At 44.7% G+C, this 13,385-nt stretch carries 18 protein-coding genes; 6 read left to right on the forward strand and 12 right to left on the reverse strand.

From position 1 onward, the window contains the following. Nucleotides 1-31: 31 nt before the first annotated feature. The 3 genes from ICE90_RS06025 to ICE90_RS06035 form a co-directional block, all read right to left on the reverse strand. Nucleotides 32-271: an AlpA family phage regulatory protein gene (locus ICE90_RS06025; RefSeq protein WP_216191482.1), complete on the reverse strand. Its 240-nt coding sequence runs from the start codon at nucleotides 269-271 to the stop codon at nucleotides 32-34. An 87-nt stretch (nucleotides 272-358) separates the two neighbouring features. After that, nucleotides 359-784 carry a hypothetical protein gene (locus ICE90_RS06030; protein ID WP_216191483.1) on the reverse strand — a complete coding sequence of 142 codons (426 nt, stop codon included), beginning with the start codon at nucleotides 782-784 and terminating at the stop codon, nucleotides 359-361. Continuing rightward, on the reverse strand, nucleotides 781-2,016 hold the full coding sequence (locus ICE90_RS06035) for a tyrosine-type recombinase/integrase (RefSeq protein ID WP_216191485.1): 1,236 nt from the start codon (nucleotides 2,014-2,016) through the stop codon (nucleotides 781-783). The genes ICE90_RS06030 and ICE90_RS06035 overlap by 4 nt, the downstream gene beginning before the upstream one ends. A 410-nt stretch (nucleotides 2,017-2,426) precedes the next feature. Between ICE90_RS06035 and ICE90_RS06040 the strand changes: the two genes are divergently transcribed. Beyond that, nucleotides 2,427-3,194 carry a metallophosphoesterase gene (locus ICE90_RS06040; protein ID WP_216156263.1) on the forward strand — a complete coding sequence of 256 codons (768 nt, stop codon included), beginning with the start codon at nucleotides 2,427-2,429 and terminating at the stop codon, nucleotides 3,192-3,194. A gap of 29 nt (nucleotides 3,195-3,223) precedes the next feature. On the opposite strand, the gene ICE90_RS06045 is transcribed toward ICE90_RS06040, so the two are convergent. From ICE90_RS06045 to ICE90_RS06080, 8 genes are all read right to left on the reverse strand, one after another. Further along, a complete protein-coding gene (locus tag ICE90_RS06045; protein WP_216191487.1) occupies nucleotides 3,224-4,531 on the reverse strand; it encodes a type II toxin-antitoxin system HipA family toxin in 1,308 nt (435 codons plus the stop codon). Further along, complete coding sequence (locus ICE90_RS06050) at nucleotides 4,531-4,887, reverse strand: helix-turn-helix transcriptional regulator (RefSeq protein WP_255533313.1); 357 nt, start codon at nucleotides 4,885-4,887, stop codon at nucleotides 4,531-4,533. The genes ICE90_RS06045 and ICE90_RS06050 overlap by 1 nt, the downstream gene beginning before the upstream one ends. 243 nt (nucleotides 4,888-5,130) lie before the next feature. Next, complete coding sequence (locus tag ICE90_RS06055; protein WP_215322021.1) at nucleotides 5,131-5,679, reverse strand: hypothetical protein; 549 nt, start codon at nucleotides 5,677-5,679, stop codon at nucleotides 5,131-5,133. 64 nt (nucleotides 5,680-5,743) lie between these two features. Further along, nucleotides 5,744-6,568 (reverse strand): SDR family NAD(P)-dependent oxidoreductase, encoded by an 825-nt coding sequence (locus ICE90_RS06060; protein WP_216191489.1) that lies wholly within the window; start codon nucleotides 6,566-6,568, stop codon nucleotides 5,744-5,746. Continuing rightward, nucleotides 6,569-7,297: an SDR family oxidoreductase gene (locus ICE90_RS06065; RefSeq protein ID WP_216191490.1), complete on the reverse strand. Its 729-nt coding sequence runs from the start codon at nucleotides 7,295-7,297 to the stop codon at nucleotides 6,569-6,571. Next, a complete protein-coding gene (locus ICE90_RS06070) occupies nucleotides 7,297-8,076 on the reverse strand; it encodes a citryl-CoA lyase (protein ID WP_215322026.1) in 780 nt (259 codons plus the stop codon). Before ICE90_RS06070 ends, ICE90_RS06065 begins: the two co-directional genes overlap by 1 nt. Before the next feature lie 23 nt (nucleotides 8,077-8,099). Beyond that, nucleotides 8,100-9,608 (reverse strand): class I adenylate-forming enzyme family protein, encoded by a 1,509-nt coding sequence (locus ICE90_RS06075; RefSeq protein ID WP_216191492.1) that lies wholly within the window; start codon nucleotides 9,606-9,608, stop codon nucleotides 8,100-8,102. A 6-nt stretch (nucleotides 9,609-9,614) separates the two neighbouring features. Beyond that, entirely contained in the window at nucleotides 9,615-10,607 is a 993-nt protein-coding gene (locus tag ICE90_RS06080) for a tripartite tricarboxylate transporter substrate binding protein (RefSeq protein WP_215322030.1), read from the reverse strand. Nucleotides 10,608-11,030: 423 nt separating this feature from the next. Between ICE90_RS06080 and ICE90_RS06085 the strand changes: the two genes are divergently transcribed. The 5 genes from ICE90_RS06085 to ICE90_RS06105 are packed head-to-tail and all read left to right on the forward strand — an operon-like array spanning nucleotide 11,031 to nucleotide 12,857. Beyond that, nucleotides 11,031-11,330, forward strand: coding sequence for a hypothetical protein (locus ICE90_RS06085; protein ID WP_215322031.1), 300 nt, complete (start codon nucleotides 11,031-11,033; stop codon nucleotides 11,328-11,330). Nucleotides 11,331-11,389: 59 nt separating this feature from the next. Further along, complete coding sequence (locus tag ICE90_RS06090) at nucleotides 11,390-11,815, forward strand: Smr/MutS family protein (RefSeq protein ID WP_216863848.1); 426 nt, start codon at nucleotides 11,390-11,392, stop codon at nucleotides 11,813-11,815. A 47-nt stretch (nucleotides 11,816-11,862) separates the two neighbouring features. Then, complete coding sequence (locus ICE90_RS06095; protein WP_215322035.1) at nucleotides 11,863-12,204, forward strand: YqjD family protein; 342 nt, start codon at nucleotides 11,863-11,865, stop codon at nucleotides 12,202-12,204. 6 nt (nucleotides 12,205-12,210) lie between these two features. Continuing rightward, entirely contained in the window at nucleotides 12,211-12,579 is a 369-nt protein-coding gene (locus ICE90_RS06100) for a phage holin family protein (protein ID WP_216156286.1), read from the forward strand. Then, nucleotides 12,576-12,857, forward strand: a complete 282-nt coding sequence (locus ICE90_RS06105; protein WP_215322038.1) for a YqjK-like family protein — start codon at nucleotides 12,576-12,578, stop codon at nucleotides 12,855-12,857. Before ICE90_RS06100 ends, ICE90_RS06105 begins: the two co-directional genes overlap by 4 nt. Before the next feature lie 3 nt (nucleotides 12,858-12,860). On the opposite strand, the gene ICE90_RS06110 is transcribed toward ICE90_RS06105, so the two are convergent. After that, the gene (locus tag ICE90_RS06110) at nucleotides 12,861-13,379 is read right to left on the reverse strand and encodes an adenine phosphoribosyltransferase (protein WP_216191494.1); all 519 of its coding nucleotides are present in this window, start codon (nucleotides 13,377-13,379) and stop codon (nucleotides 12,861-12,863) included. Between the last annotated feature and the right edge of the window lie 6 nt (nucleotides 13,380-13,385).

Genomic DNA, 13,385 nt, shown 5'->3' on the forward strand with positions numbered 1-13,385 from the left:
CAAGCGTCAAACTTTGGACACTGATATGGCTTCATGATTGCCCCCTTGAAGCCTCAAGAGTTGAAACTAGTGACTTAATTTGCTCGTTGGATTGACCAGCTATTCGAGCGGATAGAAGAGTACTTATTTCGTTGGAGGGCCAGCCAACAGCTCTTTTACCAAGTTTGATGGGCTTAATGAATAAACCATCCTTTACTTGCTGATAGACGTGTGAACGTGACACCCCGAATATGGATAGGATATCTGGAAGACGCTTTACATTATTTAACACTTTAATCTCCTAAGCAATATCAATTAGGATGATTAAAAAGCCATTTAGGCCATGAAGATTGAGGCTGCTCAGCAGGCTACGTAGTATTTATTTCCACTTAGAAATTTTACGAGCAAGATTTTCTATGCTTGTGATTTTGCAACCGTATTTTTTAAAGTGATTTATCAGTCTTTTTGCGTGCCAATTTTTTGACCTTTTTATATCTGGATATTTATCTATATATCTCAAATAATTTTGCTTCATCAGGTCAAAGAAATCATTATTAGTTTGATGCTTTCCATGCCCACCAGCTTTTGCAGGTATTTTTCTAATGGCTTTAGTAATCCCACCTTCAATCTCAATCCAATTGCTTAAAGATATTGGTTTTCTTGTTGGTTTGTTGAGTTCAGTAATTAATAGTGCCGACAGTATGGTCAGGTTGTCATAAGACAAATTTTGACTTTCTATCTTCTTGAGTGTCTTCTTAAATGTTTCTAGCTCAATTTCATCTATACATTGCTTGACAATACTCATGCTGCACTCCTAAATGGGAGAACTTGGCTGCTATCCAGTTGACCTTCGGCTAATTGGGCAAAATGATTCATCAAGTTAATGCGATTTTGATATTGATTAGACCTTAGGTAGGATGCTTCTACCTTATTGGGATTATTGTGTGCTAGAGCTGCTTCGGCAATCTCTGCTGGGAAGTTGGTGGCTTCAGATACCCAAGTGCGAAAGGTGGAGCGGAACCCATGAACAACAATTTCTTTATTTGTTACCTTATCTTTGTAGCCCTTTATACCTCTCACCACCTCTAGCATTGCCATATTAGAGAGTGCTCCCATTTTCTTATCATTAGGGAAAACCCATTTTTCATGGAGTCCTTTAACCTTTTCGAGAATTGCAATTGCTGAAGGGGAGAGTGGAATGGCATGCTCTTTGGCCATCTTCATTCTTGTAGCTGGAATCGTCCATCTTTTTTCATCAAGGTCAATTTCATCCCATTGAGCATTGATTACTTCACCTGTTCTAGATGCGGTTAGGATTAAGAACTCTAAGGCGAGTCTGCTCACTGCATTTGACTTCCTCAGCTCCTTAATAAAGGTAGACAATTGTTTCCAATGCAATGAGGGCTGATGAATTCTTTCAGTGGGTTTTTTGGCTAAACTAAACTCTAAATTTCCTTTCATTGCAGCAGGATTCTCACCGGCTCTAAAGCCCATACTCTTCGCGTAGTCCAAAACCCTTTCAATCCGACCCCTAAGTTTCCTGGCCGTATCGTTCTTCTCATTCCAGATGGGTTGAAGCACCTTTAGGACTAGTGGGGTGGAGATAAAATCTACCTTGATGTTGGAAAGACTCTTAGCATCATTTTTAAGGGTGTTACGCCATTGGAGTTCACTCTTGGCATTCTTCCAGTCGGACTTATGAATTTCAATATATGCCTCACAACATTCCCAAAAAGTTGGAACATTCAAAGACTTCTTTAAATTTCTTTCATAGAGTGGGTCTTTGCCTTCTAGCAACATCTTGCGAGACTCAGCAAGTTTTAATCTGGCCGCCTGTAAACTGACATCTTTCAAGGCTCCAAAGCCCATTTCTCTAACACGCTTATTGAGCTGGTATCTGAATATCCATGACTTACTAATGCCTCTGGCTCCCTCGCGAACTTGAAGGTAAAGGCCATCTCCATCCAAATGATTTCCAAGGGTCTTGGTTGTCTCTACGAACTTAGCTGAGAGCTGGTTGCTTGTTCTATTGGCCATATAAATCCTTTTTACGTACCCATTGTTCAACCCCATTTATGCTACAGGATTTATAAGAACTGTAAAGAACTTTCTTGGACTAATATCAGCCTATAAGCTAATAAATATATGGGATATTTGGAATTCCTTGGATTTTCTTGGAGGTGGTGAGAACGCCTCTCGTCTCCGCCATCACTTTTGGCATTTTTTCTCTTTTTGCTATATGCAACAAAGACTTAGCCCCCTAACCGGGGCTTTTTCTTTATCACTCCCGCTTGCCGGTACGCTTACCACCTAAACAATATGTGATTGCAAATATGTGGCTAATACCAATTAAGCTAACAATCGCTTATTACATCCTGATGGTAAGGTTAATTTATTGAATACACTAGATTTCAATCTAAAGGTCACGATCGAGTCTTATCAAAATTATGAAACTTCATGTACTGAGTGATTTGCATCTAGAGTTTGCTGACTTTACCCCTGCATCAAATACGGCAGATGTTATTGTTCTGGCGGGTGATATCGGCCTTCGCGCGGAAGGTGTAACTTGGGCCAGGAAATCTTTTCCGGATCAAGAAATTATTTATGTGGCTGGCAACCATGAGTTCTATGGTTCTCAGCACTCTCATGTCATTGAGGACATCCAAAATACATGCGCAGAAAACGACATTCATTTCCTAGATGACGATGCGATTGTGCTACGTGATCTCCAATTAAATACTCCCGTCCGCTTTTTGGGAGCTACGTTGTGGACGGACTTTTTATTATTTGGTGAAGATCTTAAATCTAAATGCTTATCGTATGGAGAGCTTTACTTAAATGACTTCAGAAGAATCCGTGACGGAGGTAGAAATTTTTCTCCAAAAAAGTCTATCCAACTACATGGAAAGTCACTGGCTTGGCTGCAAAAAGAGTTAGAGAGTCCCTTTAATGGCAAGACGGTAGTGGTTACTCATCATCTACCCTCAATGAGCTCAGTAGCAGAGCGATATAAACCGGATCTACTGTCCGCCTGTTTTTCATCCGAGTTAGCCCATCTCTTTGGAAAGATGTCTTTATGGATTCATGGGCATACGCATGACTCCTGTGATTATCAAATGAATGGCACTAGGGTGGTTTGTAATCCTCGCGGTTATGTGCGATCTAATCATGCTGAGAACCCAGCATTTAATCCATCTTTAATAATTGAAATCTAGTTACCCACTATGCGCTTCATAATGAGATCTTAGTCTTTGGCTAAAGTCTTGATTAATTCAGCGCTGCAAATATCATCGATATGCCTAAAGGCTAGAGAGATTTCTTCGATTTGATCTGCAGCAATTCCAAGGCTCTCGAAGTGAGTTTTCCATTGCCTAGTTACTCGCCATACACGATCGATAATGTCGCTTGCTTGCTGCGCGGATAGGCCAAAGCGCTCTTTGGCACCATAGGCATTATCGAGTGTGGCCAATTTACCTTGTGGTCCAACGCCTAGATGTTGATAACGCTCACTTGCAATGACTGCATGAGGCATCACGTCATAGAGTGGACTCAGGCTCCAGCCTTTAAGTGCATGGCTCCATAAGAATGCATGATTGCGTAGATGATCATCATCATTACTAACAAAAATATTAAAGATCATGCGTGCATATAGTTCTTCAATATCAGCTTTGACTGTTTGAATCACGCAATATCTGCGGATAGCATCCGCAATATCCATATAACTTTTTGTATTGGATTCTGATTCGTGACAGGCAACTAAGGTGAGGGCGCTAACGACATGATGACGAATTTCTATTGGCCGAGCAAAAGCAGTCCAAGAGCGATCAAAGCGTTTGACCATCAACACTTTTTTCTTGCCAACTTGTTCTAATTGCGTTTGCGCTACATTAAGACCGGCTAACTGCGCAAGTTTGAGTGTGGCGTATTCAATGCTTGGTACATCTAAAGCGCCATCTGTATTACCTGGGAACTTAGCCATCCATAAAATGTTTTCATCATCGCGCACGCTTGCCTTAGGACGCATGCCCCCAAGACCGCTACCCACAATCAAAATTTTGGATAGTGCTTCTGATACTGGCAAGCCCGCCTCAATCTTCTGTGCACCCTCGAGTACGTATGACAGATTGTGAATACTTTCGTGAGCAGGGCGCTCCTCTTGATCTAAAGAAGATCGAATGTCTAAAGCCCCAACACGATCACTGCCTGCTTCGATTAGATAGGTTGATTCTGGCAGGCTATTGGCTGGAACCTTAAGCCTAGCTTCAATGACTCTTCTCCCCCAAGAATCAGGAGCAGCATCCCGAATTCCACCAAAAGCCTCTAAGCCGTTAGGTGGAATGAGGCGCTTACCTTTGATCTCACTTTTACTTCTAAGGCTAAGAGCGACTGGATCCACTTCTTGTGCGTTGCTCCTATCTAAGTAACGCAAGCCATAAGCAAATGAAGAGGCAATAAGTCTTGAGCCTTCCTCATCTACTTGCAGTTGACCTGCTGGTACAAATTCACCATCAAGATTGGCAAAGGCAAAAAGATCCTTAGTGGTATTGGCCATCAGAAATCAAGCGCTTTCATTTCCGCTGCACTTAAATCACGCACGCGTTGTGGACGTGAGCGACGCTCTAAAGCAATGATCGCAGGATCATCTCCGCTTAATAGTTGCAATAAGTTCATGCCTGGAGCGATTGCATCTAAGTAACGCAGGAGCGCGCCAATGGCTACACCAGGATCACCCTTTTCAATGCGCTGTGCAGTAGCGCGAGATAGGCCGGCACGGACTGCTGCCTCACCTTGGCGAACACGACGCGCAAGACGCAAAGAAACAAGGCATTGCGCTATTTCAGCGGATTGGCCAAGTTGCTTTGATGCTAGGGTCAGTTCTTGATCTACGCGCATAATTGCCTCATGCATTTTGTTAAGTATGAGGCGTTAATATACCTGTTTATACGCCATAGGTCAATAAATATGACTCATAAATGAGTCTTTAAGTGTTTTAATGACCCATTTATAAGTGATTTAATGATTTACAGTAGAAAATTTAGGCTTGTAATTCCGTCAAAGGGACACCTCTTTACCGGACAGATTCTCCGCCAGTACTTAAAAATAAAGGGGCTCTATGCCCCTTTATTTATTTCAATCACACTGATCGAGCTATCAATTAAATCCATTCACTGCCTGCATATAACCTTGGATATATTGTGGCGACACAAAAAGCTCAGTCTTCATTCCATTCTTAGCGGATAGGGTGATGATGAAACCCTTCTTCATCTTATCCTTTAGGAATGCCTCGGGCAATTGGATAGAGACGACTTCTCTAAAGATGCAACCTCTGTCACCACAAGCGCCAGCTTCTCTACCAACCACTTTAAATGTCGTAGCAGGTGTGTTTTCTAGCATTGCGGAATCGTAATAACGCCATTGTGAGAAATACGTTAGTTGCGCATTGAGCTCATAAGTCTTTGCCCCTTGTTTAGGCTGTTCAGTTTTGAGGCTAAACATCTCATAAGTATTGGCCGCATCCATCGTATTGATAGGTGGGCCTTGATAGGTTTTCCCACCAGTTGCTGAATTAGGCGTGATGATGGTCGAGTGATAGACATCATTCACTTCCCAGCCACTAATTTTTTTATCATTCATATTGCAAGCAACCAGAACAGCGCTGATTGCTAGCAATAAAACAACTCGGTAGATGATTCGATGCATATAAAGCTCCTAAAGAATCATCAAATCATACTATCCCTTAAGCTCGGGGCTGGAATTCTGGGACTTAGACGTATTTCCCGGTGAGGCCGCCATCAACCACCAGCTCAGTGCCTGTAATGTAGGCTGCGGCATCTGAGACCAGAAAGGCGCAAGCGTGTGCCACATCCCAGGCTGTTCCAGAGCGTCCCATGGGTACCTGCTTATCACGTGCGGCACGAGCTTCATCTAGACCATTTTCAGAAAACATCCTCGCTACAGTATTGGCAATGCGTGGAGTATCTATAAGGCCAGGCACTACTGTATTGGCTCGAATGCCTTTATCGGCGTATTGCTGAGCAATCATCCGAATAAATTGGGTATTAGCAGCCTTGGTTACGCTATAGGCTAAATGTGGGTAGCCCAAATAGCGCATGCCCGCCACTGAAGAGATGGCAATAATATTGCCGGTACCGCGCGCCACCATTTCAGGCAAGACCTCTTGAGCTGCAAGTAGGAGGCTGCGCACATTTACCTTGTGAATGCGATCAAAATCTTCAGCGCTGGTTTCCATTGGTCCGCCAACTTTGCCAATGCCCACGTTGTGATGCAGCACATCAATAGGACCAAATTGTTTACGAGCTTCGTCAAAGAGTCTTGTTACATCAAGTTCTTCAGAAACATCCCCAACAAAAGTTTCCGCTATACCGCCTTCATTCAGAATAATCTTGGTAGTTTCTTCTGCAGATGCTTGATCTCGATCGACTACGCAGACCTTTGCGCCTAAACGAGCATAGGTAACACATGAGGCTCTACCAATACTCCAGCCGGGCCCAGCAGATCCACCGCCAGAAACGAAGATTACTCGATTAGTGAGATCCGTTGGTAAACCAGGAGGGTGTTTTGAATTCATTTACTGACTCAGACCTACAGTCATGCCACCACAAACATATACAACCTGACCAGTTGTATAACCCGCGCGTTGATCAAGTAGAGAGGCGACGATATGGGCCACTTCCTCTGGTTTGCCAATTCGACCCAGAGGCACGCTATCTAAGATGCGTTGTGTAGCAGGGGCACCAGGAGGGTTCGCACTCTGAAAGAGTTCGGTTGCAATCGGTCCGGGCCCAATAGCATTTACTGTGATGTCATCACTTGCGAGCTCTAAAGCCAAAGTGCGAGTCAATCCCAGTAATCCCGCCTTAGAAGTCGCATATGAAATTCGCTCTTCTTTACCCAAAGCAGCACGACTGGCAATATTCACAATACGACCAAAATGAGCTACTTTCATGGCGGGGAGTACGGCTTGCACGCAAATAATGGCAGCAGCAATATTGACGCTCATTACGGCCTGTAGATCTGCAATCGTAGTCTTCTCGATACTAGCAGGGCGAACAATGCCTGCGTTATTCACTAAGCGAGTAATCGAGTTATTAGAAGTCGCATCAGCCAGTGCAGTGCGCAAAGCTTTCTCATCGGACATGTCTACTTTGATAAAAGTTTCATGCTCAGCAATTTTTACAGGAGACTCTTTATCAAAATTAATGACATGCATGCCATCCGCAATTAGGCGCTCCAATATGGCGCGACCGATACCACGGCTAGCACCAGTAACTAGTATGCATTCTCTAGAGCCCATCATTAGCCAATCTTGTTGGCACCATCCACAAACGGAATGGCATGTTCAATGGCGTCCCAAATGAAGCGACCTGATGGGCTTTGTTGTTCCTCAACAATATGGGCCACTAAGCCAGCAGAACGGGAGATAACGGCAAAGCCACGCATCACAGCAGTAGGTATGCCAATCTCACCTAATAGGGCGGCAACCGCACCAGTGGCATTAATCGTAATGGGGCGACCAGCCACTTCATCCACTGCTTTAGATAAAGTTTCTAGCGCACGAATATGATCACCTTTGAGTTCTTTCTCAGCGCGGCCCATGTCTAATAGCTTGTAAGCACGTGGATCTAGCGGCTTATGCAGGTGATGACCAAAGCCAGGCACTGCGCCTTTTATGCTCTTGTAATGTCGCGCAATCAAAAGGGCTTCAGCATGTTGGTCTTTAGAGGCAATAATCCGATCTAGCAAGGCGGAGCAGTTTTCCATTGTGCCAATAAAGGAACTACCAACAGCCAACAGGCCTGCAGATACAGCCCCTTGAAGGTTCTCTGGAGCGCTCATATAGATCAAGCGTGTGGCGATTGCACTGGGCGTTAGGCCATGCTCCATCAGCACAATGAGCACCACATCAGTAATGCGAATATCAACACCTCGAGGCTGTCTACCCAGAATCTGCATCAGCATGACTTCGGTGAATGTTTTCTTACCCATCAAATCCTCTACTAAATCCGCATCGCGATAATGCAAGCTAGTGAGAGTGTGAGTACACAGACTGGTAACAGGAGTTTTTTTGGTAGTCATAAGCTAAAAGGATTAATTATTGCCTAAGCAGGCGTTTGAAGTTTCTGAATCACTGCACTTTTCAGTAATTTACCCACATTGGAGCGAGGCAAGCTTTCGTAGAAGTGAACGTGTTTTGGAGTTTGTACTGGCCCCAATAAATTTCGAACAAAAGCAATCAGCTCCGCTTCATCTGTTTTTTGTCCTGGATGCAATTGCACTGCAGCTTGAACAGTTTCACCCCATTTTTCATCAGGGAGACCGAAGACAAGGCATTCGTGAACAGCAGGGTGCTGACTTAAGGCATTCTCAACATCCACTGGGTAGACATTAAATCCGCCAGTAATCACGATGTCCTTGAGGCGATCCTTGAGATACAAAAACCCACGTTCATCAATCAAGCCACGGTCACCAGTATGAAGCCAGCCATTGATAATGGTTTCAGCGGTTTTCTCAGGCATGCGCCAATAGCCGTTCATGAGAAGATCACCACGGGCAACGACTTCGCCGATTTCACCGGTAGGCAATAGTTCGCCTTCAGGAGACATGATGGCCACATCACTAAACCAAGTAGGTCTGCCAACGGCTGCCCAGTTGTTGGGATCTTCAAAATCCTCAGGTCGCATGACCGTCAAAATTTGCGGTGCTTCGGTTTGACCATAGGTCGTGCCCAATACCGGACCAAAGAAATCACGTACCTTACGAACCTGTTCTGCAGGCATTGGTGCACCGCCATAAATCAGTCTTCGTAACTTTGGATAATCATCTCTGGATGCATTAGGTAATGCCATCAACATATAAACAAGGGTTGGCGGCATGAAGCAAACAGTACCGCGTCTTTCACGAAAAGCAGTTCTGACTACCTCTGCGCCAGCACCATCCAAAATCACATGACAGCCACCTTGCGCCAAGATCGGAACGATATAAGTAGATGTGCCATGGGTAATTGGCGCTGCAACAACATAGCGCTCGTGCTCATCAAATCCCCATACCTGAATCTGATTGGTGATATTTGCCAACCAAGCGCGATAGGGCTGCATAACTCCTTTAGGAGCGCCAGTTGTCCCCCCAGTAAATTTGATCGCCTGAATTGCATCTAGTGGTAATTCAAAAGAAGGCTGCGGTGCATCCTCATGCAATTGAATTAATTCATTTATGCTGCGCGCAGAAGCATCAGAGTCAGCGCCTGTATAAACCCATGCTCCCGCAGCGCCTTTAAGTAATGCTTGATTGGCGGCATCTAAAATCACAATAGAAGGCTCGGTGATATTAACAATACGCTGAATCTCAGGGTGGGTGCTCTTAGGGTTCAGTGGTACCCATACCTTGCCGCAAGCCAAAATGGCTAACAGGGCAGTAATGTGATCATCGCTGTTACCTGCGCAAATAGCTACTCGACTCTGAAGGCTAGGGTCTAAAGCAGTAAGTCCTGCAGACAAGGCTTTAACGCGCTTAGCTAAGGTGGCGTAATGAATTGGGCCACTCGGTGTATCAATGGCAATGCGATCGGGCCAACGTTGTGCGGCCCTCCAAAAAAAATCAATCGGAAACATAATGAGTTATTCGGCCTTAGCGCCAGAGGCCCTTACAACATCTCGCCAGCGTTTAACTTCGGTTGCTTCAAATGCAGCCATTTTTTCTGGTGAACCAGGCTCTGGTGTTGCAGCCAATTCTTGAAGCCTCTGTTTAACTTCAGGGGAGTTGAGTGCTTTATTTAGAGCAGCATTTAATTGCATGATGATGGGCTTAGGCGTTCCCGCAGGGGCAACCAATGCAAACCAAGACTGCACATCAAAGCCAGGATATCCTGACTCAGCAATAGTTGGGACGTCCGGTAAAAATGGTGAGCGTTGCGCACTGGTAACTGCAATCGGACGTAGTTTTCCAGCCTTAATATGAGGTAGTGCAGAAGGCGCGTTGTCAAACATGGATTCCACTTGACCACCAAGCAAATCCGTTACTGCAGGAGCGCTGCCTTTGTAGGGAATATGCAGCATTTGGATTTTCGCCTGCATCTTAAACATTTCACCGGATAGGTGAATGGATGAGCCGCTACCGGAGGAAGCAAAGGTTACGCCATCTTTAGCATCTTTGGCATAGCGCACATATTCTGCAAGCGTTTTTACTGGAAGATTTGGGTTCACTACCAAAATATTTGGAATCTTAGCGATCATCCCAATCGGCTCAAAATCTTTAATCGGGTCGTAGCTTAGATTCGGATAGAGCGTAGCGTTAATCGTATTAGCAATCGAGAAGGCGTAAAGCGTGTAGCCATCGGCAGGTGAACGAGCAACAATTTCAGCGCCCACGTTGCTGTTAGCACCAGGACGGTTTTCTACCACGATGGATTGACCTAAGGTATTGCCCATGCCGACTGATACCAGGCGGGTCAATACATCAGTTGCACCACCGGCCGAATAGCCAACAATAATTTTGATGGGTTTGGTAGGCCAAGCAGCTGTAGATTGTGCTAGGGCCGGAATCGAAGTAACCGTGATGAGCGCAGCAAAAACAGTCAGCAAGCCTTTTTTAGGCGTGAAATGTAAAGACATATATCTCCTTCAATTATTAAGGTGCTTTAAGACGATCTTAAGAAGCCCCAAATTTCTTATTTATTCAGTATTTATAACACCAAAGTGGCTTAAACGCCCTAATGTAGCCGCAGTTATAGCAACGATCGCAAATCTCTTTTATTAGGGTATCTCATTACTATATTATTAAACTTCACAACTTCACAACTTCACAACTTCACAACTTCACAACTTGTGATATAGTGCTACGACTGGGAGATGAAATGAAGAGAGAGATACCGAAAACACATCAAGCCTTAGAGTGGGTAGGGAAGGGCATGACTGCTGCTCAAGCAGCCAGAAAGATGCAAATTTCAGAATCCAGTGTGTATGCCGCCCTTAGAAAGACAAAGGCGAAAGAAGTGGGCTGTTGTCCAACATGTGGTCACAAAATAAGGAACTAAGATGAAAAAGACTCTATTAGCAGCTGCAACAATCACTGTTGCTGCATTCGCTTATGCAAATACATCGCCGTCAGATTCTTCTGAGTTAGTCAATCAGCAGTGCAAGATATCTGCTGAAGCGGTATCTACCTTGAAGGGTCTGCGTTACGGCAACACTTCAATTCGCAAGGATGTAGCCACATTAATTAACGCCAGCCTTAAGACTCCAGAGAATCGCGAGCTAGCGCAAAAGACCCTGAACCTCATGGTTGACGATAAGGCAACCGATACAAGGGGTTTAGAGGGTAAGTACTGCTCTTAAGGAGATCAGTCTGAGTCTTAAAGGTGGCACATAACGCTGAATGCCCTGATTGTGGAAATATGCGGGCATTGTTTAATCAGTGTCCGCATTGCGGTTCTGTCAATTTGCCCATATTGGGTTCGGATACGATTGAGTTCAATATCAAGCAAGACGGCCCATATGTTGAAGAGGCCCTAGATCGCCTAACGGACATCCTACGAAAATCATTAGAGATCGGAATCAAGGCCGTCATATTGATTCATGGATATGGATCAAGCGGTGAAGGTGGTCGAATTAAGTGGGCTATCCATGAAGCGCTTGAAAATAACCGTTACTCTGACCGAGTTGCTGAATACCATTTTGGCGAAGATGTAGCCTTTGGTAGTGAGTCCTATCATGCCTTGCTGAAACGCCGTCCTGGCCTAAAGCGATATCTCAAGCGCTTTAAAGAAGGTAACGCTGGTATGACAGTTTTATTGCTGGGATCTCAGGTTAGAAGTGCTTAGAATAGGGTTATTGGTATTTATGCCTCATCTATTAGGGATCCATTTCCATGACTACTAAGAAACTCGAACATTCAGATTTACATGATGAAAAGCAAGTTGGCGCAGAAAGCCTTATTAGTGAATTCAAATCCCTGATGGCTGATGCTGAAGCTTTAATCAAGGCAACCGAAGATCATCCAGGTGCGGCCATTAGCTCCATTCGTAATAAAGCCCTTGAAACTCTCGCAGGTGCCAAAGAAAGCCTTTCAGGTGTCGAGGGCAAGATGATTGAGAAAGCGAAGGTAGCCGCTGAAGGTGCGGATGATTTCGTGCATCGCAATCCTTGGGAGGCTGTCGGTGTTGCAGCTGGTCTAGGTTTGCTGATTGGCTTATTTATTGGACGCCGTTAGACCCTTATGTCTCAAGAAAATTTACTTTCCTCTATCAAAGGCCTTGCATCAACTGGTGCATCGATAGCGCAAACGCGCTTAGAGCTCTTATCTCTGGACGTGCATATCGCCAGAAGTAAATTCATCAGCTTGCTAGTGATGATTATCGGCGCCTTATTTTTTTTATTCTTTGGTTTAGTGATGCTCGCGTTGCTAATTGTTATTTACAGCTGGGAGACGGACCGAATACTGGCCTTAGGCTTATTGACCGCAGCCTTTTTATTGGTTGGTCTGGTTTTAGCGGCGCTGATTGCTCAATCACTACATACGATGCCTAGACTATTTGAGGCCTCAATTGCTGAATTAGCAAAAGATCGCGAAGCGCTTTCAAAATGAGTGAGTATTTAAAAGCTTTGGAGCTGCGCCAACACCAATTGAAGCTTCAGGCGCACCGTGAGCGCACTGAGTTTGCTGAACATTTTGAGGCTTGGGAAAAGCCTCTCTCATGGGCTGATAAAGGGGTTGATGCTGTCAACTTCCTAAGGAGTAATCCGATCCTATGGACTAGTGCATTTGCAGCCTTGGCACATTACAGGCCTAAGCTGGCAAGTAAGGCTCTTGCAGTGGGTTGGGGTGCCGTGAAGGTTATCAAGAGCGTTAAAAAACTGCTCTAGCTTCTAGCTTTTTAATACTGACTGATGGCGAATGCCCGATTGATTTAAAAGATCACGGCCATTTAGGAAAGGAATTTCCAGCAAGGTAATTGCACCACTGACTTCAAAGCCAGCGCTGCGTATTAACTTATCAGCAGCCACTAAGGTTCCACCGGTAGCAAGAACATCGTCAAGCAGCAATACTCTGGCATCTTTAGGGAGGGTAGATTGCTGAATCTCTAGAGCATCATTGCCATACTCAAGACCATAAGCTTCACGATGACTAGCTAAAGGGAGTTTGTTAGGTTTTCTAGCCAGTACTAAGCCCCTGTGTGCGTGATGGGCTAGGGCAGAGCCAAAGATAAAGCCGCGAGACTCAATGCCTAGAATGTGGGTGTAATCAAATTGCTGGGACACCTCATCTAACTGACGAATAGCTTCTTTAAAGGCGGCTGGATTGGCTAATAAAGGGGATATATCCCTAAAGAGAATGCCGGGTTTTGGAAAATCAGGAACTCCGGGTAGATAATCTAATAAATTCATCAACAG

The organism is Polynucleobacter sp. AP-RePozz3-80-G7, assembly GCF_018882145.1.
GTDB lineage: Bacteria > Pseudomonadota > Gammaproteobacteria > Burkholderiales > Burkholderiaceae > Polynucleobacter.